This window comes from Moorella thermoacetica (assembly GCF_001267405.1).
Classification (GTDB): domain Bacteria; phylum Bacillota; class DSM-521; order Neomoorellales; family Neomoorellaceae; genus Neomoorella; species Neomoorella thermoacetica.
In genome coordinates this window covers 2176223-2200609 of sequence record NZ_CP012369.1, presented here as the reverse complement: position 1 = coordinate 2200609, position 24387 = coordinate 2176223, and the positions used below count along the sequence as shown (strand labels likewise).

Annotated in this window: 25 protein-coding genes; 20 read left to right on the top strand and 5 right to left on the bottom strand. The window is 52.8% G+C overall.

Going from position 1 to position 24387, the window contains the following annotated elements; all coding sequences use genetic code 11:
* The first annotated feature begins 172 nt into the window (after window positions 1–172).
* Entirely contained in the window at window positions 173–322 is a 150-nt protein-coding gene (locus MOTHE_RS13350; RefSeq protein WP_155768228.1) for a hypothetical protein, read from the top strand.
* Here the strand turns inward: MOTHE_RS13350 and MOTHE_RS10920 are convergent.
* The 3 genes from MOTHE_RS10920 to resB form a co-directional block, all read right to left on the bottom strand.
* On the bottom strand, window positions 319–594 hold the full coding sequence (locus tag MOTHE_RS10920) for a thiamine-binding protein (protein ID WP_011393688.1): 276 nt from the start codon (window positions 592–594) through the stop codon (window positions 319–321). The two genes, MOTHE_RS13350 and MOTHE_RS10920, sit on opposite strands and share 4 nt — an antisense overlap.
* Window positions 595–681: 87 nt before the next feature.
* Complete coding sequence (gene ccsB, locus MOTHE_RS10915) at window positions 682–1512, bottom strand: c-type cytochrome biogenesis protein CcsB (RefSeq protein WP_011393687.1); 831 nt, start codon at window positions 1510–1512, stop codon at window positions 682–684.
* 71 nt (window positions 1513–1583) lie between these two features.
* On the bottom strand, window positions 1584–2912 hold the full coding sequence (gene resB, locus MOTHE_RS10910; protein ID WP_236683245.1) for a cytochrome c biogenesis protein ResB: 1329 nt from the start codon (window positions 2910–2912) through the stop codon (window positions 1584–1586).
* Window positions 2913–3214: 302 nt separating this feature from the next.
* Here resB and ahbA point away from each other — a divergent pair, with 302 nt between their 5' ends.
* Window positions 3215–3733 carry a siroheme decarboxylase subunit alpha gene (gene ahbA, locus MOTHE_RS10905; protein WP_080997200.1) on the top strand — a complete coding sequence of 173 codons (519 nt, stop codon included), beginning with the start codon at window positions 3215–3217 and terminating at the stop codon, window positions 3731–3733.
* A gap of 2 nt (window positions 3734–3735) precedes the next feature.
* Window positions 3736–4218 carry a siroheme decarboxylase subunit beta gene (gene ahbB, locus MOTHE_RS10900; protein ID WP_011393684.1) on the top strand — a complete coding sequence of 161 codons (483 nt, stop codon included), beginning with the start codon at window positions 3736–3738 and terminating at the stop codon, window positions 4216–4218.
* Window positions 4219–4244: 26 nt separating this feature from the next.
* Here the strand turns inward: ahbB and MOTHE_RS10895 are convergent, their stop codons facing one another.
* Together MOTHE_RS10895 and MOTHE_RS10890 are read right to left on the bottom strand one after the other, a co-directional pair.
* Window positions 4245–5198: a permease gene (locus MOTHE_RS10895; protein WP_011393683.1), complete on the bottom strand. Its 954-nt coding sequence runs from the start codon at window positions 5196–5198 to the stop codon at window positions 4245–4247.
* A gap of 17 nt (window positions 5199–5215) precedes the next feature.
* Window positions 5216–5539 (bottom strand): ArsR/SmtB family transcription factor, encoded by a 324-nt coding sequence (locus MOTHE_RS10890; protein ID WP_025773408.1) that lies wholly within the window; start codon window positions 5537–5539, stop codon window positions 5216–5218.
* Between the two features lie 782 nt (window positions 5540–6321).
* On the opposite strand from MOTHE_RS10890, the gene MOTHE_RS10885 reads away from it, so the two are divergent.
* The 17 genes from MOTHE_RS10885 (at window position 6322) to MOTHE_RS10800 (ending at window position 24381) form a co-directional block, all read left to right on the top strand.
* Complete coding sequence (locus MOTHE_RS10885; protein ID WP_011393681.1) at window positions 6322–7227, top strand: formate/nitrite transporter family protein; 906 nt, start codon at window positions 6322–6324, stop codon at window positions 7225–7227.
* 214 nt (window positions 7228–7441) lie between these two features.
* Complete coding sequence (gene fdhF, locus MOTHE_RS10875) at window positions 7442–9682, top strand: formate dehydrogenase subunit alpha (RefSeq protein WP_080996792.1); 2241 nt, start codon at window positions 7442–7444, stop codon at window positions 9680–9682.
* Window positions 9675–10244, top strand: a complete 570-nt coding sequence (locus tag MOTHE_RS10870) for a 4Fe-4S dicluster domain-containing protein (RefSeq protein WP_011393679.1) — start codon at window positions 9675–9677, stop codon at window positions 10242–10244. The genes fdhF and MOTHE_RS10870 overlap by 8 nt, the downstream gene beginning before the upstream one ends.
* Window positions 10244–12265 carry a hydrogenase 4 subunit B gene (hyfB, locus tag MOTHE_RS10865; RefSeq protein ID WP_011393678.1) on the top strand — a complete coding sequence of 674 codons (2022 nt, stop codon included), beginning with the start codon at window positions 10244–10246 and terminating at the stop codon, window positions 12263–12265. The genes MOTHE_RS10870 and hyfB overlap by 1 nt, the downstream gene beginning before the upstream one ends.
* 12 nt (window positions 12266–12277) lie before the next feature.
* A complete protein-coding gene (locus tag MOTHE_RS10860; RefSeq protein ID WP_011393677.1) occupies window positions 12278–13219 on the top strand; it encodes a respiratory chain complex I subunit 1 family protein in 942 nt (313 codons plus the stop codon).
* Window positions 13220–13238: 19 nt separating this feature from the next.
* On the top strand, window positions 13239–13889 hold the full coding sequence (hyfE, locus tag MOTHE_RS10855; protein WP_011393676.1) for a hydrogenase 4 membrane subunit: 651 nt from the start codon (window positions 13239–13241) through the stop codon (window positions 13887–13889).
* Complete coding sequence (locus MOTHE_RS10850) at window positions 13890–15377, top strand: hydrogenase 4 subunit F (protein ID WP_011393675.1); 1488 nt, start codon at window positions 13890–13892, stop codon at window positions 15375–15377.
* A 5-nt stretch (window positions 15378–15382) separates the two neighbouring features.
* The gene (locus MOTHE_RS10845) at window positions 15383–16825 is read left to right on the top strand and encodes a hydrogenase 4 subunit D (protein ID WP_053095111.1); all 1443 of its coding nucleotides are present in this window, start codon (window positions 15383–15385) and stop codon (window positions 16823–16825) included.
* A gap of 92 nt (window positions 16826–16917) precedes the next feature.
* Window positions 16918–18642 carry a hydrogenase large subunit gene (locus MOTHE_RS10840; protein WP_053095110.1) on the top strand — a complete coding sequence of 575 codons (1725 nt, stop codon included), beginning with the start codon at window positions 16918–16920 and terminating at the stop codon, window positions 18640–18642.
* Window positions 18643–18680: 38 nt separating this feature from the next.
* Entirely contained in the window at window positions 18681–19235 is a 555-nt protein-coding gene (locus MOTHE_RS10835; protein ID WP_011393672.1) for a formate hydrogenlyase complex iron-sulfur subunit, read from the top strand.
* Window position 19236: 1 nt separating this feature from the next.
* Complete coding sequence (locus tag MOTHE_RS10830; RefSeq protein WP_011393671.1) at window positions 19237–19995, top strand: NADH-quinone oxidoreductase subunit B family protein; 759 nt, start codon at window positions 19237–19239, stop codon at window positions 19993–19995.
* Window positions 19985–20425 carry a formate hydrogenlyase maturation HycH family protein gene (locus tag MOTHE_RS10825; RefSeq protein ID WP_011393670.1) on the top strand — a complete coding sequence of 147 codons (441 nt, stop codon included), beginning with the start codon at window positions 19985–19987 and terminating at the stop codon, window positions 20423–20425. Before MOTHE_RS10830 ends, MOTHE_RS10825 begins: the two co-directional genes overlap by 11 nt.
* A complete protein-coding gene (hycI, locus tag MOTHE_RS10820) occupies window positions 20379–20855 on the top strand; it encodes a hydrogenase maturation peptidase HycI (protein ID WP_011393669.1) in 477 nt (158 codons plus the stop codon). The genes MOTHE_RS10825 and hycI overlap by 47 nt, the downstream gene beginning before the upstream one ends.
* Entirely contained in the window at window positions 20848–21189 is a 342-nt protein-coding gene (gene hypA / locus MOTHE_RS10815) for a hydrogenase maturation nickel metallochaperone HypA (protein ID WP_011393668.1), read from the top strand. The genes hycI and hypA overlap by 8 nt, the downstream gene beginning before the upstream one ends.
* A 41-nt stretch (window positions 21190–21230) precedes the next feature.
* Entirely contained in the window at window positions 21231–21896 is a 666-nt protein-coding gene (gene hypB / locus MOTHE_RS10810) for a hydrogenase nickel incorporation protein HypB (protein WP_025773396.1), read from the top strand.
* On the top strand, window positions 21845–24148 hold the full coding sequence (gene hypF / locus MOTHE_RS10805; RefSeq protein WP_053095109.1) for a carbamoyltransferase HypF: 2304 nt from the start codon (window positions 21845–21847) through the stop codon (window positions 24146–24148). Before hypB ends, hypF begins: the two co-directional genes overlap by 52 nt.
* On the top strand, window positions 24139–24381 hold the full coding sequence (locus tag MOTHE_RS10800; protein ID WP_011393665.1) for a HypC/HybG/HupF family hydrogenase formation chaperone: 243 nt from the start codon (window positions 24139–24141) through the stop codon (window positions 24379–24381). The genes hypF and MOTHE_RS10800 overlap by 10 nt, the downstream gene beginning before the upstream one ends.
* The last annotated feature ends 6 nt before the right edge of the window (window positions 24382–24387 follow it).

Genomic DNA, 24387 nt, shown 5'->3' with positions numbered 1-24387 from the left:
AAAATACGATTAAGCAATTGTTTAAACGTATTATATTACCTGTCTTCCGTGCCGTCAAGGAGAAAATACCCGTTCGGCCCCGCTGGCCAGATTCAACTTCCGGCTTAGTTTTACCAGGCGAGTCACATAGAAAACCAGTATTTAAGGCATGCTATTTTCCGGAGGTGGTCCTGTGCCTGGACGTAAAAAAGCCAGGGGCGAGGAGAAAAGCAAGGATAACCCCGCCGCCTGGCAGAATATCGAATCCGAGGAAGACCTGGCCCTCGAGTTTATGGACGCCCTTTTAGACAGGTGCTGCCGGGAGGATGGCAAGCCTGTTTAGGAGCCCCTTGCTGGGGCTTTTTTGTTTGCCACTTTGCAGCCGCAGCGGTTGGACACGGTCATTACCAGGACTGCTTCGCCCCGGCCTGCCGCTACCTGGAAGAGTTGCCTGGCCGCCCGCCAGACGGCTTCCTCCTCACCGCGGATAATAGTGCCCATGGCGTTGACCTCTATTTCCACCCCGCACTGCTCCAGCACCGCCATGGCTTCCTTGATCACCGGCGTATAGGCCGGGGTTCCCAGGGGATAGAGGGACAATTGACAGGCAATCATGATGACTGATACCCCCTTGGTCCCAATCAGTTGATTATAGCTTAAACGCCCTCCGGCCGCGTCTTTTAAGGGGAACCGGAGATCGCCCTAAACGTAACTGTGCAAACCTGACAGGAAGAGGTTGACGCCAAAGTAGGTGAAGAGGACCGCCAGGAAGCCGATAACCGCCATCCAGGCCGCCCGGTGTCCCTTCCAGCCATAGGTTAAGCGGGCATGGAGGTAAACGGCATAGATGAGCCAGGTGATCAGGGCCCAGGTCTCCTTTGGGTCCCAGCTCCAGTAACTCCCCCAGGCCCGCTCCGCCCAGACGGCCCCGGTAATGAGGACCAGGGTCATAAAGGGAAAGGCGAAGGCTATGGCCCCGTAGATCAGCTCATCCAGGATCTTTAGATCAGGTAGCAACTGGTAGAGGCGGCTGGAAAAATTCCCGGCCGTTTCCTTGCGTTCTTTAATAAGATACATGATAGCCAACCCGAAGGAGATACCGAAACCACCATAGGCCAGGATGGCTGTCAAAACGTGGATCTGCAGCCAGTAACTCTGCAGGGCCGGCACCAGGGGCCTGATCTCCCGGGGGAGAACGGCGGCATAACCCAGGAGAGCGAAGATAAGGGGGAGAACAAAGGCCCCCAGGGCTTTAATGGCGTAGAGCCTTTCGACAACCAGAAAGACCAGGGCTACACCCCAGGCAAAGAGGGAAGTGAACTCATACATATTACTGGAGGGCAGCCGCCCGGCGGCGATGGTCCGGGCGACCAGGGCCATGGTATGCAGGGCAAAGGCGGCAGCCGTCACGAGAAAGGCCAGGCGGCCGGTTGTTTCCCGGCGTCGGGTGAGGGCGATAAAATAAAGGACCGTGCCCAGGAGGTATAAAATCACCGCCGGGATGAAAAAAAGGTTTTCCCAGGTACTGACCATCACTGGCCCCCCTCTGTTTTCTCTGGTGTTAATCTAAGCCAGCCCGTCTTTTTATGTACCTCAGCCGGGATTTACCGGCCGGTTGCTTCCGCCAGCAACTCCTTGATATCTGTTTCCAGGCGTGCCTGTGAGCGGGGAGCGGCCCCGGCGAGCGAAACATGACAACCGCCATCGGCGGGGATAGCCAGGGCCCATATCTGCCGCCTCCGCATGTAAAACACTAGGAAAAGTCCCAGCAACAGCAGGGCTGCTCCGGTATAAACAACGGGAATGCCCGGGTCATGGGCAATTTTTAAACCCGTATACTGGCGGTAGCCGGTAAAGGTAACCTCAAGGCCGTCCCCGAGGGACACCGGTTCGCCCAGTCTGGTCACACTATAATTAGCCACCCTGGTACCCTGCATCAGAATATAGCCCACCCGGGGGTTAACGGGCCGGGGGCTCTTACTGCCGGGGTGGCCGGCAGGGTCGACGGTGTAGTCGGGGTAAAAGATAGGTTTCAAGCGCAGGTCTCCCGCCAGGCTTATGGTCTGCCGGTCCGGGAGCGCGAACCTGGTCGTTTGTCCCCGGTTTACAAGTACCCCATCTATGACCCAGCCGTAGCTGGCCTGGTAAAGGGTGACTCCCTTATAGGTCAGGGGTGCATTGACGGCAATAACCCGGCCCTCGACCTCCCGCCCGCCCTCGATGACTGTTAGGGTGCTATAATACTGCCTGGGGGTTAAACCGTCACTGTAATAATCAATCCGAAAATCATCCAGGCGGACGGCAAAACCGGCCCGGGGTATTGGCACCGTAGCACCGGCGGGGATGTTTACATAACCTCGATACCCCGCCAGGCCGCTGTAGAGGCCGCCGGCAACAATAAGCACCACGCTGAGGTGGGTAAGCAAAGAACCCAGGACCCCGAAACGGCCCCGGTCGGCGTATAGATAAAACCTGCCTTCCTCCTCCGAGGTAAAGACCCGGTAGTGCCGCCGCCGGCAGCCGGCCACCAGGGAGGCTACCGTTTCCCCGGCGCTCCGGGTAGAAAAGCCACTGGCACCGGCGGGTGCGCCGGTATAATCATCTTCCCGGCAACGATAATGAAAGGTAGTAACCTGGCGCCACAAGGGGTTCCACCGGTTCACGACGCAGGCCAGGAGGCTGGCCGTCAGGAGAAAGGTCAGACCCAAAAATATCCAGGACCGGTAGACCTTATCCAGCTGGAAGAAGCGGATAATCCCGGCACGCCACGGCCCATAGGCATACTGGTAGAAGGCCGGGGGATTCCCCTGGGGGATAATGGTCTCCAGGACCGCGACCCCGGCCATAACCAGCAGGAGCACGAGGGCCAGGCGCATAGAGATCAGGCCCTGCCAGACTTTCCGGATGATACCAGACAGGTTGGTTGACGGCATTTTACGGGCTTACAGCCCCGGTTACCCGGTACCCGAAAATCCGGGCGGGGGTAGTCTGCTGCGGGTAACCGGCAGCGGGCAAGGCCCTTCCTCCCCTCAGAATTAAAATTCCACATTCAGCCGCCGGAATCCTGCAAAACGGGGCTAATAGTTTCCTGACTGGCGGCTGGCAGTAAATAACGACCGGCAAGATGCCCCTGTTATCAGTTATCTCGCCGGGAAGGGGTGTTATCCCTTTATGGCCGGCCCGGTCCGGGTCCGGATAAAATCCTGCCCCGGATATTTCCTAAAAGGATTTTTTAATGCTGGTCGCGAATAAACCATCAATAATCCGTAGTATTATCATTTGTGGAGGAATCCTGTTGGACCAACTCGACCGCCGGCTCCTCAACCTCATTCAGAAAGAATTCCCCCTGGTGGCGCGTCCCTACCAGGAGATCGGGTGCCGCCTGGGCCTCAGCGAGGACGAGGTTATCCGGAAGATTAGAAAGCTAAAAACCGAGGGCATTATTCGCCGCCTGGGCGGCGTCTTCGAACTCCGCCAGCTGGGCTATACCAGCACCCTCTGTGCCCTCAAGGTGCCACCCGGCCGCCTGGAAGAAGTGGCAGCGGTGGTCAATTCCTTCCCCGGCGTCACCCACAACTATCTCCGGGAACATGACTATAACATGTGGTTTACCCTGATTGGCCCCGACCGCCGGCACCTGGAAAATGTTATCAGGGCCATTAAAGAACGTACCGGTATAACCGAGCTCCTGGAACTCCCGGCCGAACGCCCCTTTAAGATTCGCGTCAATTTTGACCTGGAGGCTGAGGATTAAAAATGCCGCGCCAGCTCTCTGAAGTGGAAAAAAATATTGTCCGCATCTTCCAGGGAGACCTGCCCCTGGAGCCCTACCCCTTCCGCCGGGCGGCCCGGGAGCTGGGCCTTAAGGAGGAAGAACTGCTGGCCCGCCTGAAGGCCCTCCAGCGGGAAGGTATCATGCGCCGTTTCGGCGCCGCCCTGCGCCACCGTAAAGCAGGCCTGGTGGCCAATGCCATGATCGTCTGGCAGGTGCCGGAGGCCGAGGTTGCCGCTGCCGGTCGGAAACTGGCCTCTTTCCGGGAGGTCACCCATTGTTACCAGCGGCAAACCCGGCCGGAGTGGCCTTACAATCTCTATGCCGTGGTCCATGGCTACAACCGCCAGCAGTGTGAGGTGCTGGCCCGGCGGCTGGCGAACGCCATCGGCCACTACAACTACCGGCTCCTTTACAGTACCGCCGAACTAAAAAAAGAGAGTATGCGCTATTTTGTAGAAGACTGAGGGCAGCCTTCAGTAACGGAACCCATTTATCCCAGGATAATATTAAACAAATAACCTACCAGCATGATAGCTACTGTTATAATCCCGATAAAAATAGCAATCAGCCGCCGTTTTAAAACCTTGCGCAGGATTATCATCTCCGGCAGGGACAGGGCGGTAACGGACATCATGAAGGCCAGGACTGTTCCCAGGGACATACCCTTTTCCATCAGGGCCTGGACAATGGGGATGGTGCCGGCGGCGTTGGAATATAAAGGCACCCCTATGGCCACGGCCACCGGTACGGCCAGGAGGTTACCGGGGCCGGCATAGCGCAGCAGCAGCGTTTCCGGCGCGTAACCGTGGATAAAGCCACCGATGCCAATGCCGATGAGGACAAAAAGCCAGACCCGCTTCAGGATCTCTTTCACGTACCCCCGGGCATAGTTGACCCGGTCCTGCCAGGTTAAGGTGGCTAAAGTCGCCGTTTCCCCCAGCTTAATTTCGTAGACATAATCTTCAACCTCGCGTTCCAGGTGCAGGCGGCCGATGACCAGGCCCCCGGCTATGGCCACCGCCAGGCCGCTGGCAATATAGATAAGGGCTATCTTCCAGCCAAACATCCCCCACAGCATGACCAGGGCCACCTCGTTTACCATGGGTGACGAGATCAAAAAGGAGAAGGTAACCCCCAGGGGTACCCCGGATTCCACGAAGCCGATGAAGACCGGCACTGCTGAACAGGAACAAAAGGGGGTGACGATCCCCAGAAGGGAAGCCAGGATGTTACCCACATACTCATGCCTGCGGCTCAAGATGGCCCGCGTCCTTTCCGGCGGGAAAAAGCTGCGGATAACGGACACGATAAAGATAATCACGGCCAGCATGATAAAGATTTTGACCGAATCGTAGATAAAGAAATTCAGGGCCTCGGCCAGCCTGGTGCCGTGGGCCAGATTGAAAAGGCGGTAGACAATATAATCCGCCAGGGCCTTGAGCATAATCTTTCTTCCCCTCTTTAATGGCTATTCTTCTGCAACTCCGCCATGGTCGAAGCTATTTCCTGGGTAAGGATAGTCCCCACCAGGTCCAGTACCTGGAAGATCTCCGGATGCTTCACCCGGTAAAGGACCTTTAACCCCTCTTTGCGGGAGACGACGATGTCCTGCTTGCGCAAAACGGCCAGATGTTGGGAAATATTGGGTTGCTCCAGGTCCAGGTCCTCTATAAACTCGCAGACGCACTTTTCCCCCTGGCGGAGTTGCTCCAGGATCTTCACCCTGGTCGGGTGGGCCAGGGCTTTAAAAAACTCCGCTTTCATACTATATATCCTTTCAGCCAAGGTTGCTCCTCCTTTTATATTAGAATATATGCATATATAGTTTAATCCCCTTCCCGTTACCTGTCAAGGAAGAATTCTGGGCGTTATGACCTCGAGAAGGCAACGGAGGCCTTTTTAAGACCATCCCTGTAGCTGCGCAGGTTACCTTGATACGGTAGTGTAGGTGCTTAAGACTTCTAAATTTAAAATTCACCCAATAGCAACTATAACCTGTTTATCACCGTGAAACTTAAATGTTGGTTGATGTTGCTCTTTGTATCTCTTTCCATCTTCGTGATGTCGTTTTTTGAGGTTTTTAGGTGGTTTTTGTACCGGAATCCATGGAAATATGCTATAATAAATCATGAAATATGTTGTATGAAGTCGAAATATGTTATAATAAATAATGAATGTAATGTACGAGGAGGGTGACAGGGCTTGGCTACTTAGATAATATGCGGGAAAATGGGGTCGCGGAGGATGTGTCGCTTGGGTGCGACTTAATAAAATGGATTAAAGCAATTTTACGCGAAACGGATAACGTGAAAGAAATATTTTTTGCTATTATATTGTAGCCTCCCTTGACATGGGGCCTCATGTCCGTGTATCTATGGGTGGGAAAGTGGCGGCCGGTTTTGCTTGCTGCCCCTTGCCAGACCAGAGAAGGTTAACACGGGCATTATTCATGTCAAGGGTCTCCGCTCCGCCCCGATAAACGGCTGCAACATAAGTCATAGCTCAGGGTCATGAACTAAACACGCAGGACTAATTCAAACTTGCTTTGCGGGAGGAAATAAAGCTCAATGGCCTTCAAACTACCAAAAGAAGTAGCTATGGATATAGTTCAAGCAGGAGTAAAGAAAGCCGCTTTGCCTGTTAACAAAACCCTGGTCCTTGGCTTTCTGGCAGGAGCCTATATTGCCCTGGGAGGATTACTTGCCGTTCGCGTAAGCGGTGCAGTCCCTAATGAAGTGTGGGGCAGCCTGCAAAAACTTATTTTTGCCGGCGTTTTCCCGGTTGGCCTGATGATGGTCATTATCGCTGGGGCAGAGCTCGCTACCGGTAACTTCATGACTCAACCTTTAGCCTTGCTGGAAAGGAAAATTGGAGTTAATGGTGTTTTCAAGAACTGGGTTCTTGCCTACCTGGGTAATTTCATCGGGTCTATTTTTGTTGCCTTTTTCCTTGCGTACATGACGGGGTTGACTCTGGAACCTGTTAAGACCGGAGATGTAGTGGCCAAAATGCCCTGGGCGGCATTTATAGTTAATCTTGCTAATGCCAAAACCGCATTGAACTGGTGGGAAGCTTTCTGGCGAGGAGTTGGCTGCAATTGGTTGGTTGCCCTGGCCGTTTGGATGGCCTTCAGCGCCAACGACATTGCTGGCAAGATTTATGCCATGTGGTGGCCGATTATGGCCTTCGTGGCTGTGGGCTTTGAGCACTCGGTGGCCAACATGTTTTTCATACCTCTCGGTATTTTTGTCGGTAACAATCCCGCCTATGTAGCCTTTACGCATACTGCGCAAGGTATCGCCACCCAGGCTCCCGTCTTAAAGGCGACGTGGGAAACATTCTTTGTGAACAACCTCATCCCGGTAACTCTGGGTAATATCGTTGGCGCGGGTTTATTTGTTGGAACGGTATACTGGTATGTTTATTTAAAAGCAGAAAAAGAACGTTCTGTGAGGTTTTCCAAAGCCGCTTAAATTAATCACCGTTGCAATCATAGTAGGCAGCCCCATTCAGTCTAACTGGTCTGACAAGCATAACACCTGATATCTAACCCTAATATGTCTATACATCTTTAGGTCTATGTATCTAGCCTACTCCGGGCTCAACGCGGGGGGTCAAGGAATAAGGGATTAACAATACCGCGGCTCTTTCCCGTGGAGTTCATAAGAATTATTAGGAGGTTGCTCGATGAAAAAAGTGGAGCCAGAACAGGTATTGACAGTATGTCCATACTGCGGCACTGGCTGCGGCCTGAACCTTACCGTTCAGGATGGCAAAATTACCGGCGTCGCTCCGGACCGTCTCCATCCAGTGAGTGAAGGTGAGCTCTGTGTAAAGGGCTATTATGGTTACCAGTACGTTCAGGATTCCCGGCGCCTGACTGCTCCTTTAATAAAGAAAGACGGCGGATTTGTTGCGGTTTCCTGGGATGAAGCGCTGGAGTATGTTGTCAGCCGCCTTAAAAAGATTAAAGAAGAGTCCGGTCCGGATGCTTTTGCCCTGTTTACTTCGGCGCGAGCCACCAATGAGGACAATTATGCCGCCCAGAAGTTTACCAGGGCGGTAATGGGTACCAATAATATCGATCATTGTGCCCGCCTCTGACACGCGCCTACTGTCGCCGGTCTGGCGATGACACTGGGCAGCGGGGCAATGACCAACTCTATCGCCGAAATAAGCACTTACTCGGATGTTATTTTTATCATAGGTTCCAATACTGCTGAATGCCATCCCCTGGTGGCCAGGCATGTCCTAAAAGCCAAGGAGCGTGGGGCAAAGCTCATTGTAGCCGATCCGCGTCTGACAGAAATGGCCAACAAAGCCGATATTTGGCTCAGGGTACCTGTCGGTTATAATATTCCCCTTATCAACGGCATGCTCCATCTCATTATAAAAGAGGGGCTGGTTAAAAAGGACTTTATCCAGAAACACGCCGAGGGCCTCGACGAACTGGTGCGGGCAGTGGAACAGTACACCCCGGCTTATGTGGAGGAGCTTACCGGAATTCCTCAAAGGGACCTGATTGAGGCGGCGCGCCTTTACGGTCGCGCCCAGGCAGCAATGATTTTGTACTGCATGGGCGTTACGCAGTTTAGCCACGGTACGGGTAACGTAGTCTCCCTTTCTAACCTGGCCGTAGTCACAGGCAATCTGGGACGTCCCGGCACCGGCGTGTGCCCCCTCAGGGGTCAGAATAACGTCCAGGGCGCCTGTGATATGGGCGGATTACCAGATGTTCTCCCCGGTTACCTTAACGTCACCCGGGAAGAGTGGCGGCGCCGCTTTGAAAAAGAGTGGAAGGTGAAGTTGCCCTCCAAGCCGGGTATCCGGATCCCGGAAGTCCCGGAGGCCATATTAGAGGGAAAGATCCGGGCCCTGTATATCTTTGGTGAGAATCCTATAATGAGCGATCCCGATAGTGACCACCTGCGTCATGCCCTGGAGCATCTCGACCTCCTGGTCGTACAGGATATTTTCCTCACAGAGACCGCCCGCCTGGCGGATGTGGTACTGCCGGCTGCTTCCTGGGCGGAAAAGGACGGCACTTTCACCAATACCGAGCGCAGGGTGCAGCGGGTACGTAAAGCGGTGGACCTACCCGGCGAGGCACGACCGGACTGGCAAATCTTTGGAATGTTAGCTCAGAAAATGGGGTATATGGGATTAAATTACAGTAATTCCCAGGAAATCTGGGATGAGGTAAGACGCCTGGTGCCGGAGAAGTTCGGCGGCATAAGCTACGCCCGTCTGGAGAGTGTCCGGGGCATTACCTGGCCCTGCCCGCAGGAGGAACATCCAGGAACGCCCATCCTTTACGAGGGAGGTAAATTCCTCACACCGTCCGGTAAAGCACGGCTTTATCCAGTAATATTCTATGCGAAAGCCTCCAATGGCGCGTCGAAGGAGAAGGCAAAAGCTGGCAATCAGGTCATTGTTGGCACTATTGCCGAGTTGCCTGACGAGGAATATCCTTTTATCCTGACCAACGGCAGGCGAGTATATCATTATCATACGGGTACTATGACCCGTAAATCATGGCTCCTTGACCAAATTGGACCTAACGAATTGGTGGAGATCAATCCCCAGGATGCCAGGAAAATGGGCATCAACGACGGCGACTTTGTCAAGGTATCCACCAGGCGAGGCTATGTGGCAGTACGGGCATGGGTGACCGAGCGGGTACCCGAGGGGACTATTTTTATGACCTTCCATTACTGGGAAGCCTGCTGTAATGAATTGACCAATACAGCCAATGATGCTATTTGCTCTACGCCCGAGTTTAAGTTGGCGGCTGCCAGGATGGATAAAATATCACCGGAAGAAGCCCGAGCTATTTATCTAGAGAAGAAGGCCAAATACCTCGTTGATCTGGAAAAAGCTAACGTACCAAAAACGGTAATAGGGGAGGGAGGAAGGGTCGATGCCTAACCGTTTTGTAATTGCCGATCCCGAACGTTGCTTGGGTTGTTATACCTGTATGGCAGGATGCGCTCTTGCCCATAACAAGCAGGGGCTACAACCCTTCCCGAGACTGTTTGTTACCCACACCCCGGATGGTACCATGCCCGTCCAGTGCCGCCATTGCGAGGACGCTCCCTGCGCCAGGGTATGTCCTGTTAAGGCTATTGAAATTAAGAACCAGATGGTTTATTTAAATGAGGGCCTCTGTATCGGTTGCAAGATGTGTGCCCTGGTCTGCCCTTTTGGCTGCATCGACATTCAGGGGACACCGGCTCCCTCGGTCGAAAAAGATGGTCTGCTGAACTCTTATTTGATACCTCTACTGGCCGGGGCTACAGGGCAGAAAACCATTGCTACCAAGTGTGATCTCTGTTATTTCGATGCTGAGGGTCCCGCCTGTGTAAGAGTTTGTCCGACGCGAGCTTTGCGTCTCGTTGAAGGTGAAGAAATTGAACGGCTGAGCAAGTTAAAGAGGCGTACCAGTATTGTGGGCGTGACCTCCATCTTAGCAGAAGGGAGAAAAAGTTGATGCTTACGCAACAGCTTCTGCTACTCTCTGTGCTCTTGTACGTTGCCGGAGCCCTTGCCTCCCTGGCTCTTAATCGGGCCGGTAAAATTGCCAACTATGCTTCAGGTATAAGTGCCCTTGCAGCAGCAGGTACCGGGATGGCCTCGGCCGTCCAGGTACTTGCCGGCGGAGCAGCTTTTACCTGGGAAGCGGCGGGGTTTATACCCTTTGCCAAGTTTATTATAAAGGTTGATCCCCTCTCTGCCTTTATGTTACTGGTTATTTCCCTTCTGACAGGGGCTACGGCTCTATATTCCCTCTCGTACCTGGATGAGTATACCGGTAAAGGCGCAGGGGTTATGGGTTTTTTCAATAACCTCTTTATTGCCTCTATGGTATTAGTGGTCATTAGTGGGAATGCTTTTTATTTTCTAATTTTCTGGGAACTGATGACGCTGGCCTCTTATTTCCTGGTTAGCTTTGATCAGGAAGACAGTGAAGCTGTCAAGGCCGGGTTCATCTATCTTTTTATGGCCCACGCGGGAACGGCTTTGATTATGCTGGCTTTTATCTTATTCTTTGTCTATACAGGTACCTTCGATTTCGCTTCCTTCCGTGGGGCGAACCTCCCGGTGTTTACAAAGAGCTTGATCTTCCTGCTAGCTTTCCTGGGATTCGGGGCCAAGGCCGGTATTATTCCGCTCCATATCTGGCTGCCGAAGGCTCACCCGGCTGCTCCGTCCAACGCTTCCGCTCTCATGTCGGGTGTCATGATTAAAACCGCTATCTATGGTATTCTCAGGGTCAGTGTCGATTTCCTGGGGGCTTCTGTTTGGTGGTGGGGATTTATTGTCCTGGCCTCCGGAGCGATTTCAGCAGTTCTGGGTGTTCTCTACGCCCTGGGGGAGCACGATATAAAGCGGCTGCTGGCCTATCACAGTGTTGAAAACGTTGGGATTATATTGATGGGAGCCGGCGCCGGCATGATCGGCATCGCTGCCGGCCAGCCTGTTTTAGGAGTACTCGGGATCCTGGCAGGCCTCTACCACTTGTTAAACCATGCCGTCTTTAAAGGCTTGCTCTTTCTTGGGGCAGGTTCGGTAATATATCGAACCCATACGAAACATATGGAGGAACTTGGCGGACTGGCCAGGCGCATGCCCTGGACGGCACTCGCTTTTCTGGTTGGTGCTGTAGCCATCTCAGCCATCCCTCCCCTCAACGGATTTGTCAGTGAGTGGTTTACCTACCAGTCGTTGTTTATTGCGAGCACCAGCAGCATCCTGGCTGTGAGAGTGTTTGCGCCCCTGTTTGTTGTTATGTTAGCCCTGACGGGCGCGCTGGCGGCGATGTGTTTTGTGAAGGCATATGGGGTTACTTTTGGCGGTCCCTGTCGCAGCGGGCATGCCCGTGAGGCCAGGGAGGTTCCCATACCGATGCTTGCCGGGATGGCAATTCTGGCAATTAGCTGCATTATCCTCGGTGTGGGTGCACCGGTTGTTGCTCCTTATATTGGAAAGGTGGCTTCGGCATTATTAGCCATTACTGCGGTCCAGGTAAGCGACGGTTTGCTGGTATTTCCTGCAAACAGCATGCAGGCCATGCTCTCCACACCGCTCATCGCCATTCTCCTCGTTGGTCTTGCTACGTTACCCTTGTTAATTATCGGGATCCAAGGTGGTTTCCAGGCCGGACGGCGTATCGATGCTGAGCCGTGGGCATGTGGATACAAGTATTCACCGCGGATGGCCTATACCGCAACTGCCTTTGCTCAGCCGTTGCGCGTACTTTTTCGGCCGGTTTATTCGCTCAGGACCACCCTCGATGGACCTGGCTATACCGTTGCATCGTATTTCAAAGGAGCAGTGGTCTACATCGCCAGTGTAGAATCGTTGTGGGAACGTTACATTTACGCTCCTCTGGCACGGGGCACGGTATATCTGGGTAAAAAATTGCAGGCCTTCCAGATAGGGAACGTCAGGCTATATTGTCTCTATATAATCATAACCCTCGTAGTCCTGTTATTAGCGACGGTTAGATAGGAGGAGAAAGAAATGCCCGGTATCAAATTGTTCCTCGTCGGCCTGATGCAGGCCCTGTTAGTCCTGCTGGTAGCACCTCTTTTCGCGGGCCTTACCCGTGTCTTAAGGGCAAGGCTGCATTCCAGGAAAGGGGCCAGTATTTTTCAGGACTACCGGGATATTTTTAAGCTCATAAAACGGCAAGAGGTGGTCCCCGCACAGGCCAGCTGGGTTTTTCGTTTTACCCCCTATGTAGTGATGGCAACCACGTTGCTCATTGCCATGGTGATCCCGATTTTAACTCTTCAGTCGCCCCTGGGAATGGCCGGTGATTTGATCGCGGTTGTTTACCTGTTCGCCCTGTTGCGCTTCTTTTTTGCCGTCGCAGGTCTGGATTCCGGTAGCGGGTTCGCCGGCATAGGAGCCAGCCGGGAGATGGTGCTGGCCATTCTGGTGGAACCTACCATTATTTTGGTGTTATTCGTGCTTGCCCTTCTGACCGGCTCGACCGATCTGGGAGCCATCAGCCAGAAGGTGGCGTTCGGTTCGATATCATACTATAGACCGGCAGTCTGGCTTGGCATGCTGGCCTTTGCTGTCGCCACTTTCATCGAGACCGGCAAGCTGCCGTTTGACCTGGCGGAAGCAGAACAGGAGCTTCAGGAAGGCCCCCTCACGGAGTATTCCGGGCGCTCCCTGGCCATCTTGAAGTGGAGTTTGAGCATGAAGCAGGTTGTGGTAATCGCCCTGTTTCTCGCCGTCTTCTTCCCCTTTGGGAGCGCCGCGGCGGTTAGCACTTCCTCTCTCCTGGTGTCTGCGGCTGCCTTTTTATTGAAGGTTACTGGTTTTTACGTGATCGCTGCGTTGATGGAAAACAGCTCGGCCAGGTTGATTATTTATAAGGCCCCTGAAGTGACCTGGCTGGCTTTCGGTATAGCCCTGCTGTCCTTCGTTTTCTACCTGGTCAATGTTTAAGAGTGGAGGGGATAAGGTAGTGTCCGGCACTAGTGTAGTCAATACCCTGGCTGTACTGCTCATCCTGACCTCGATGCTGGTGGTGGAAACCAGGAAGCTCCGGATGGCAGCATATATGTACAGCATCCAGTCCCTGGTTCTGGTGGCGATTTTTCTGTCCCTGGCGGTATTTATGCATGCCGAACCATTGTACATCTGGTCGATTACGGCACTCATCACCAAGACCTTCCTGGTGCCATACCTAATACTCAGGACTATTAAAAAGGTAGGAGACCAGGAGGAAACCGGGCTGGCCCTCACAACAGCAACGTCTGTTTTTCTGGCGGCGTGTATGGTTGCTTTATCTTTTGTTATAGTAGAACCTTTCCAGGTCCAGGCCATACTGAAATTGAAGGTTGCCCTGGCAGTTTCGTTAGCTCATTTTTTACTCGGCGTTCTCTGTATACTTGCCAGGAAGAATGCGCTCAAGCAGATTTTGGGCTACTGCCTGATGGAGAACGGATCCCATTTGACCCTTGCAATCATGGCCTATAACGCGCCTGAAACAGTGGAGATAGGTATCCTGACTGACGCTGTTTTTGCCGTGATTATCTTGACGATTATTGCCAGGAGACTCTTTAAAGCCTTCAACACCCTGGACACGGATAAACTTACATTATTAAAGGGTTAGGTGATAGGAGTGGGGGAGAATATTTTATTCTACTTGCCCGCGGTACCGCTAGGAATAGCCGTGCTGGCTTTTGGTATAAGGTCGCGCCGTATTGTAGAGCTTTTGCACCTTGCGGGGATAACTATCGTAGCTTTTCTCTCTTTGTTGCTGGTACGCAGCGTTTTAAGGGGTCAAACGCTCTTTGCTCTTAATCAAATGCTCTATGCAGACAGCCTGACGGCGATTCTGGTCCTTATTATTGGGGTACTGGGATTTCTAGATGGATTTTACTCTATAGGATACCTGCGACACGATCTAGAACATGGTGAAGCAGATGAGAGGAGCGTCTGCTCTTATTACGGTTTCTTTCATATATTTTTGTTCACCATGCTTCTGTCCGCTATATCGAACAATATTGCCATTATGTGGGCTGCGGTTGAAGCAACCACCTTGGGCTCGGCCTTTTTGGTCGGGTTTTACAAGTACAAGACTTCGGCTGAAGGTGCCTGGAAGTACGTCCTGATTTGTAGTGTTGGCCTGGCCTTTGCTTTATACGGAACTATCCTGACTTATTCCGATGCCTTTACCATATTGCAAGATGCTCACCGGGCGATGCTGTGGACGGAGATAGCGGGGATGGCCCATAGCCTTGATCCGCAGGTAATGAAACTGGCCTTTGTGTTTATTTTACTCGGTTTCGGCACCAAGGCCGGCCTGTTTCCTATGCATACCTGGCTGCCCGATGCCCACAGCGAGGCCCCGAGCCCTGCCAGTGCCATGCTGTCGGGTGTGCTGCTAAAGTGTGCCCTGTTTGCGATAATAAGATACTATGCCATTGCCTTACAGGTTCTAGGGAGGAGCTTCCCCCAAACCCTACTCCTTATTTTCGGTCTTCTCTCTGTATGCGTAGCGGCCTTCTTTATACTGGTGCAAAACGATATCAAGAGGAAACTGGCTTACAGCAGTGTCGAGCATATCGGTATCATCACTACAGGTTTGGGCGTGGGCGGTGCTCTGGGTATATTTGCTGCCCTTCTTCATGCCATCAATCATAGTATTACCAAGTCCCTTTTGTTTTGTGCCTCAGGAAATGTTGTTATTAAGTATGGCACCAGGGATTCCCAGAAAATCCGGGGTCTGCTTAAGGTGGCTCCCTTTACCGGGTTGATGTTCATGGCAGGGCTCCTGACAGTAGCAGGTTCACCACCCCTCAATATCTTCGTCAGTGAGTTTATGACCCTGACGGCCGGGCTCAAGGGTGGCTATCTCTGGCCGATGATACTGTTGCTTATCGCCCTGGTGATTGTTTTTGCCGCGCTAGTTATCCTGATAAGCGGTTCGGTTTTCGGTTCCCCTCCGGAAGGTCTATCCCGGGGTGAGGTCGGGTGGCTGACCCTGCTGCCTTTTGGGATTCTGTTCCTGCTGATGGCCGGATTGGGGATATATATACCTGCACCGTTGAATCAATTGCTGCAGAGTGCAGTTAACGTTGTCCTGGGAGCGAGGTAATAAATATGGTAGAATATGCCGTAGCAAGCATTTTAATCCCCATACTGGGAAGCGTCTTGGCTGTAATCATGCCAGGCAGCTATGTAAAGAGAATAAGCCCGCTGTTTGCTTTCCTGACTTTTGCCAGTAGCCTGCTTCTAATGATTGATTTTACCCGGGCGGGAGGAGCCAGCATCACCCAGGGGTTGTTACAGTTTGGCGGCATGCAGGTACTCGGCGTTACAATCGACAAGGTCAGTGTCCTGATCGGTTTTGCCGTAATCTTTATGGGCCTGCTGGTCTGTGTTTATTCCCTGGGGTATATGACCACCAGCAATAAGGAACACCCTGTTCACGGTGGCACCAAGAGATATTACGCTTTTTTGCTGCTCTTTATCGGTTCCATGGCGGGGCTGGTATTTTCTTCCACAATAATCGGGCTGCTGGTGTTTTTTGAGCTAACCGGTGTTTGCTCATGGGGTCTGATAGGATTTTATGACACATCAGCAGCACGCCGGGCGGCCCTCAAGGCCCTTATAATAACCCACGTGGCTTCTATTGGTCTGTATGTGGCGGCCATCTATTTATTCATTAACAGTGGCAGTTTTGAGCTGGCGGCCCTCGCTGGATTGAAGGATACAGCCAAGGTTGTAGTATTCCTGGGTATACTTGTTGCCTCCTGGGGCAAGTCGGCCCAGTTACCTCTTCATTCATGGCTTCCTGACGCTATGGTTGCACCTACACCTGTCAGCGCCTATTTACATGCAGCATCAATGGTGAAGGTCGGGGCCTATATTTTTGCCCGGACCCTGTTATCAGCAGGAAGTGTACCCCAGGTCATCGGCTACATCGGTGGGATTATGGCAATAGTTACCCTGGCGTACGGCTTTGCAATGTATTTCCCCCAGCAGGATATGAAAAAACTGCTGGCCTATTCTACGATAGCTCAGCTTTCATATATATTTCTTGCCCTGTCCATTTCGGTTTTCGGTTCGTCCATGGCCTACAAAGGGGCAGTGGCCCACATTTTCAACCATGCCTTTGCCAAGGGACTGTTCTTCCTCGTGGCAGGGGCCCTCAGCTATACAACCGGTACCCGGATGCTACCTCAGCTGCGCGGGATATTGAGCAAAATGCCGCTGGTGGGTGTTAGTTTTGCTGCCGCTGCTCTTGCTGTTGGAGGAACGCCGCCTTTTAACCTCTTCTTTAGCAAGTTTAGCATTTTCGTAGGCGGCTTTGAGGCGGCGAAAAACCATCCCATCGTGCTCCTGCTCGTCCTGGTGGCGGTTGTTGAGTCAGTCGGGAGTTTTGCCTGGCTTTTGCGGTGGTTCGGTACCTGTGTAATGGGTAAACCTTCAGAGACAGTTGCCGGCGCGATTACTCTCCCCCTGTCAATGAAAATAGTACTCCTGTTGCTCGTGGTTATGACGCTAATCTCTCAGTATATCGCCCTGGTATTCCTGGGATAGGGGAACATTTATCATGACCAAAACGGCTGAGATGCCCTTGAAGATTGATTTGGCAGTTTTTTGGGGGAAATTATATCGGGAGGTAGATGAAGATGGGACAGGGTTCTGAGTCCAAGCGGGCACAAAAATATATAAAAGATTTGCGGTCGAAATTCCCGGGGGCGATCCTGGAGGAAAGCTCCCAGGCTCCAGACCAGATTACTGTGACAGTGAAACTTAACGACCTTCCCGGCATCGTGGAAGAGCTATATTATCGTCATAATGGCTGGCTATCCACCATGCTCGGTAACGACGAGCGCGAGCTTAACGGTTGTTTCGCCCTCTATTATGTCTTGTCCATGGAAGGGAACAGCAACAAAAGGGAGAACACCTGGATAACCGTCAAAGCCCTGGTACCCGAGAAAGAGCCGCAATTTCCATCGGTAACTCCCCGGGTGCCGGCGGCGGTGTGGTATGAGCGGGAAGTGCGGGACATGTTCGGCCTGGAACCGGTGGGAATCCCAGATGCGCGGAGGCTGGTCTTGCCTGATGATTGGCCGGACAACTTGCATCCGTTGCGAAAAGACGCCATGGATTACCGGTACCGCCCGGAACCTGTTGAGGAGAACTACAATTTTATCGAAGTCGAAGGGGAGGGAATTGTGGAAGTTCCACTGGGACCCCTCCACATCACCTCCGATGAACCCGGACATTTCCGCCTCTTTGTTGACGGGGAGTACATCGTGGATGCTGACTACCGGCTCTTTTATGTACACCGGGGTATGGAGAAACTGGCCGAAAACCGTATGGATTACGACCAAATTACCTTCCTGGCCGAGCGGATTTGCGGCATCTGCGGCTACGCCCACAGTGTGGCGTATGCTGCGGCGGTGGAAACGGCCAACGGAATTGAGGTGCCGCCGCGGGCTCAGTATATCCGCACCATTTTGCTAGAAGTGGAGAGGTTGCACAGCCACCTCTTGAATCTGGGGCTGGGGGCCCATCTGGTGGGTTTCGATTCGGGTTTCATGCATTTCTTCCGGGTACGGGAGAAGGCCATGCAGATGGCCGAGATTCTTACCGGGGGCCGGAAAACCTATGGAATAAACCTGATTGGCGGCGTTCGCCGGGATATTTTCAAAGAAGAGCGGGACCAGGTCTTACGGCTGATTGCGGAGATCCGGACCGAACTGGATGAACTACTTGATATCCTGATAAACACCCCCAACTTCATCTCGCGGACCCAGGGGGTAGGCCGCCTGGAACGCCAGGTAGCCCGTGACTTCAGCCCGGTTGGTCCTAATATGCGGGGTTCCGGGTACGCCCGTGATACCAGAGCGGACCACCCCTACGGCGCTTACGACCGGGTATCCTGGGAGGTCATTTCCAAGGACGGTTGCGACGTACTTTCCAGGGAACTGGTCCGGGCAGCAGAGCTGTATGAGTCCTTCAATATAATCGAGAGGTGCTTGACCGAAATGCCCCCCGGCCCGGTTCTCACGGAAGGGTTTGCGTATAAACCGCATACCTTCGCGTTGGGATATACTGAAGCCCCGAGGGGAGAAAATGTCCACTGGCTGATGACGGGCAACAACCAGAAACTTTATCGCTGGCGGGTACGGGCTGCCACCTACAATAACTGGCCGGCGTTACGGTATATGTTTAGAGGCAACACCGTGTCTGATGCCCCCCTGATTGTGGCCAGCATCGATCCCTGCTATTCCTGCACCGAAAGGGTCACTATGGTCGATGTGCGTAAAAAGAAGGCGAGAACGATTGAATACAAAGAACTGGAGCGTTACTGCCGGGAAAGAAAATACTCGCCGCTTAAATTTTAGCCTCGTTGATATACTGGCGGAAGAAGGGGGATATATGAATGCTAAAACTGCTTAAAAAAGCACTGCAGGTCGGGGAAGCCACGGTTGAGTATCCCTTTAAGCCAGTAGAAGTGGCTCCTGGCTTTCGCGGTAAACCGGAATATAACTTTGACAGGTGTATAGCGTGCGGTGCCTGTGCTACTGCCTGCCCGCCCAATGCCATTACTATGGAGTATGATCTTAAGCAGGGCACGAAGACGTGGAATATCTTTTACGGTCGCTGTATTTTTTGCGGCCGCTGTGAGGAAGTCTGTCCCACAGGGGCAATAGCCCTTACAACCGAGTTTGAACTGGCCGTTGCCAGCAAGGAAGACCTCTACTACCGGGCTGAAGTTCAACTTCGCAAGTGTAGCTGTTGTGGTGAATACTTTGCCCCTTCGCGCGAGCTGGAATATGTAATGTCTACCCTGGAGCAGTCAGGATTACCGGAAGGCGACCGGCAGGGCTGGAGGCAGCTTCTGGAAAAATGCCCGCAGTGCCGGCGCCGGCAGGCGGCGGTGAGCGTAGCTGAAGCCACCGGTTCTAGGGACAGGGTGCAGGGAGGTGGACAATAGGATGGAACAGGAAGTAAAGCTGGCCGAGCTGAAGGCGAAGCTAAAAAATGTCATTAAACGCTCCGTCTACGTGTACCGGGTGGATTGTGGCGGTTGCAACGGGTGCGAGATTGAAATTTTCGCCACTATCTCACCTGTTTATGACCCGGAAAGGCTGGGGTTCAAGGTAGTAGCCTCCCCACGGCATGCCGATATCCTCCTTTTTACCGGCCCCATGACCAGGGCCATGCGTTTGCCGGCCATTCGGGCGTATCAGGCGGCACCTGATCCCAAGATAGTAGTGGCTTACGGAACGTGTGGCTGCAGCGGCGGTATCTTTCACGATTGTTACTCTGTATGGGGTGGGACCGGGAGTATCTTTCCTGTGGATGTATATATCCCCGGCTGTCCTCCAACTCCCGGGGCAACGATCTACGGTTTGGGCCTGGCCCTGGATCTACTTCAACAAAAAATGAAGGGTGAACAATACACAGAAAAGGAGGTGGCCCGGATCACGTCGCAATATGCGGGAGTTTCTCCCGACCTGGCCAGAGATATCGAGAGGGAGGCCCGTCGTTTAAGCGGTTACCTCCATGGCCGGCGTATAACCGAGAAATACCTCCAGTTCGTACGCGAGGATCCCCTGGCGGTCGACCAGAAAATTAAAGAGCTGGTAAAGCAGGAGAAGGATTCACGGCTGGCTGAAGTTTATTTGAGCCTGCATAAAATTTATCTGGACTATTTAGGTAAGACGGAGAAGGCGGGCCATCATGCCGGGTAGGGTCGAATTTTATAAGCTATGTAAGAGATTTGTGGATGAAAAGGACGTTCCGGCTGAGGTTCAGCAGCTGGAGTACTATGCCCTGGCTATTGGCCACCATATAGGAGTTGTTGATTGCCTGGCATCCATTATGGCTATGGATAAAGAGGCCTATTTTAAATGGATCAGCAAACTTCCCCGGGGAAAAGCCAGGAGCAAGCTGGAGGGCCTGGCCAGGTGGGGAGAGCTGGAGATAAATAAAGAGCATGTCCCTGCATTGATAGCGGCCCTGGAAGAAGCTAATGCCAGTTTTCTCCCGGAAGAAAAACAATGGACCGACTGCCTGCTCCGGCTTCTTTATGCCATGGAGAAAGAACCGGCTATATATCTGGTGGTGAGGCTGAGTGAAGGGGCTAGTGATTACTGTAGGCAACGAACTGATGGGCGATGATGGAGCCGGGCCGTTGCTGGCCCGGCTCTTGGAACAAAAACGCATTCCCGGTTGGGAGGTAATTAACGGCGGGCCGGCGCCGGAAAATTACCTGCACCAGGTACGGGATCTCAAACCGGGAGCGGTTGTGGTAGTGGATGCCTGCGAAATGAATCTGCAGGCCGGGAGCATACGCCTCATATCTGAGAAGGATATTGCCTGTGAGTTTTTCCTGACCACCCACCGGTTACCCCTGTCATTTTTCATCTCGGCTTTGAAAGAATTGGTGCCGGAAGTCTATTTTATAGGTATCCAGCCGGCGGTAGTCGCCTTCGGTTTGCCGGTTTCGCCTGAAGTAAAACAAGCCGTTGAGACTGTATATCAAAAGCTGCAGGCCGGGAAGCTCGATTTTCAATGTCTTGGACAGTTAGGAGAGAAAGAAGATGCATGAGCTGGCCCTGACGGCGGAGTTACTCAGGTTGTTAGAGAACAATGCGCGCGAGAAAGGTATAAAGCATATCAAGAGAGTAAAGCTGGTGATAGGAGCATTGAGTTCAGTGCTGCCGGAGGCCGTAGAGTTTTCTTTTAACACCCTGAAGGAAGGACCATTATTTGAAGATGCTAAGTTAGAAATTGAGGAAAAGCCGGTCCGGATCCGCTGCAGGGACTGTATGGCTGAAAAAGCCGTGGATCACTTTTATCCTCTATGCCCTTCCTGTGGGTCAGGAAGGGTTTCTATCATTGAAGGAAAAGAATTTTATATTGACTTTTATGAAGGGGAATGAATTCAAGGGGAACCCTTTAAACGGATGGAGGGAATATCAAATTGAAGGTAGTAATGGCTCAAAAAATTCTCCAGGCTAACGAAGAAATCGCGGAACAGAATCGCAAGCTTCTCGACAGGATATTAACCGTTAACTTGATTAGTTCGCCCGGTGCGGGTAAAACCACCCTCCTGGAAAGAACGATAGCTTCGTTAAAGAAGGATCTTGCCATAGGAGTAATTGAGGGTGATATATCCACCACCCTTGATGCCGAGCGCATTGCCGGGCAAGGGGTGGAAGTAGTCCAGATCAATACAGAAGGAGCTTGTCACCTGGATGCCAGGTTGATTTCTAAAGCACTGCAGGAGCTCGACCTCTCCGGCCTGGACCTTATATTTATCGAAAACGTAGGCAACCTGGTATGCCCGGCCGAATTCGACCTGGGAGAGGATTATAAGGTGGCCCTGCTGAGCGTTACTGAAGGCAGCGACAAGCCCGCCAAGTACCCCCTGGTGTTTCACGAAGCCAGGGCAATGGTCATTACCAAAGGGGACCTCTTGCCGTATACTGACTTTGACTTGAAAGCAGTCGAAGAAGAGATTAAGGCAGCCAATCCTGCTGCGAAGTTTTTCGTAACCTCAGCTAAAACCGGCGAGGGCCTGGAGGCTTGGTGTTTATGGCTCAAAGAAGCAATGCAGAGAAAAAGGGGATTGTCCGCTATCGGATAATCGTCAAAGGGATCGTCCAGGGCGTAGGGTTTCGCCCCTTTATTTATAACCTGGCGAGGCTCTATCGCCTGAAGGGCACTGTTGCCAATACCAGCCAGGGCGTGCTTATCGAAGCCGAAGGCCAGGAGGAGACAGTACACGCTTTTCTGGCCAGTTTAAAGGAAAAGCATCCCCCGTTATCGCGAATAACAGCTTTAGAATGGGACGTCCTGGAACCCTGTGGCTATAGTTCCTTTGCTATTATCCCCAGTGGTGAAGGGCTCGGAAAAGAAGCCTTGATTCCCCCTGATGTAGCCCTGTGTGCTGATTGTGCCCGGGAAATAATGGACCCCCGGGACAGGCATTACGGCTACCCCTTTACCAACTGTACCAATTATGGACCGCGATTTACCATTGTACGGGGCGTACCTTATGACCGTGCGAAAACCTCCATGGCCCGGTTTCCGATGTGTCCGGAATGCGCCCGGGAATACCACGATCCGGGCAACAGGAGATTCCACGCCCAGCCGGCCGCCTGCCCGGCCTGCGGGCCGCAGGTGGAGCTGGTGGACAGGCAGGGGCGAAAGGTGGAAGGCAACTGGTTGGAGCTGAGCTGGAGATTCTTGCAAGACGGCAAGATATTAGCCGTAAAAGGGCTGGGAGGCTTTCACCTGGTATGCGATGCCAAGAATAGGGCAGCTTTAAAGACCCTCCGCCGGCGCAAGGGCCGTGAAGCCAAACCCCTGGCGGTAATGTGCCTCCTGGAGACGGCCAGGAAGTACTGTTACGTTGGTCCGGAGGAAGAAAAACTCCTGTCTTCTCCTCAAGCACCTATTGTTATCCTTACCAAGCGGGCCGACTGTAATTTGCCGGATGAGCTGGCCCCGGGGATGAAGACCCTGGGTATAATGTTACCTTATACACCGCTGCACCTGATGCTTTTAAACGGCCCCCTGGAAATTTTAGTCATGACCAGCGGTAATCGCAACGGTTTGCCCCTGGCAAAAGACAACGGGAGAGCCCTGGAGGAACTGGGCGGTATAGCCGACTATTTTCTCTGGCACAATCGCGAGATTGTCAACCGCTGCGACGATTCCGTCGTAGCGGTGATAGGTGATACGGCTCAGATTTTGCGCCGCTCGCGGGGATATGTCCCCTCGCCCGTTAAGGTTGCGGTTAAATCCAGTTCCCCTGTGCTGGGCGCCGGTGGGGACATGAAAAACACCTTTTGCCTTTTAAAAGGCAATCAAGCCTTTGTCAGCCAGCACATCGGCGACCTGGGCAGCAGGGAAGGTGAAGCACACTTTTTCGCCAGCCTGGAGAATTTAAAAAACCTCATCGGCTCCGAACCTGAAGTGGTCGGTTATGACATGCATCCCGGCTATCGTTCCTCCCGCCTGGCGGCAGGAATTCCGGCCAAGGCACACTTTGCCGTTCAACACCATCACGCCCATATGGTTTCTTGCCTGGCCGACAATGGCGTGGATGAGGATGCAATCGGGGTAATCCTTGATGGAACCGGATACGGAACCGACGGACGTCTCTGGGGTTTTGAGATCCTTACCGGGGATTGTGCCGATTTTACCAGGGAGTATCACCTGGCCTATGTACCGTTGCCCGGTGGCGAGCAGGCAGTACGTTACCCATGGCGGACAGCAGTAGCCTATTTAATGAAATACCTTTCGGCGCAAGGCGAGTCGCTTGCCGACCGCCTTTTTCAAAGCAGGGGGCAGGAGCTTGAGGTTATCAAACGTCTCGTCGCCACAGGCTTTAATTCACCTTTAAGCTCGAGCTGCGGTCGTCTTTTTGACGCCGTATCGGCCCTCCTCGGCCTCTGCTACCATAATAGTTACGAAGGACAGGCGGCAATCGAGCTAGGAGAAATGGTCCTGGACCCGGCGGAGGGCAAAAGATTAATACCCTATCCTTTTTTTATCGAGGGGAAAGTTATCCATCCGGGCGGGGTCATAGCCGGCGTGGCGGCCGACCTGGAACGGGGAGTTGCCAGGGAGATTATTGCCACCCGTTTCCACAATACGGTCCTGGCGATGGTACGCGAGGCGGTACGCCGGGTTGCTGAAAGAACACATATAAAAACTGTAGCCCTTAGCGGTGGTGCCTGGCAAAACCGCTATCTTTTCAGCCTTGCTAAAGAAATCTTGCCTGGCGACGGTTATCGCCTGCTGGTCCACCGGCAGGTACCGGCCAATGATGGGGGGCTTTCCCTGGGCCAGGCAGTAATCGCTTGCCGGAGGTGGCAACAATGTGTTTAGGTATTGTGGGTAAAGTAATTAAGGTATCTGCGGCTGATGAAACCGCGATAATTGATGTTCACGGCGCCCGCAGGGAGATATCCATAGCTTTACTGGGGCAGGTAAAGGTTGGCGATTATGTGCTGGTTCATGCCGGATTTGCCATTGAAAAGATTGATTTAAAAGAAGCCGAACAGATGGTAAAAATGTGGGAGGAACAATTAAACGATGTCACCCCTGGACAGGTTTTGTGATACGGA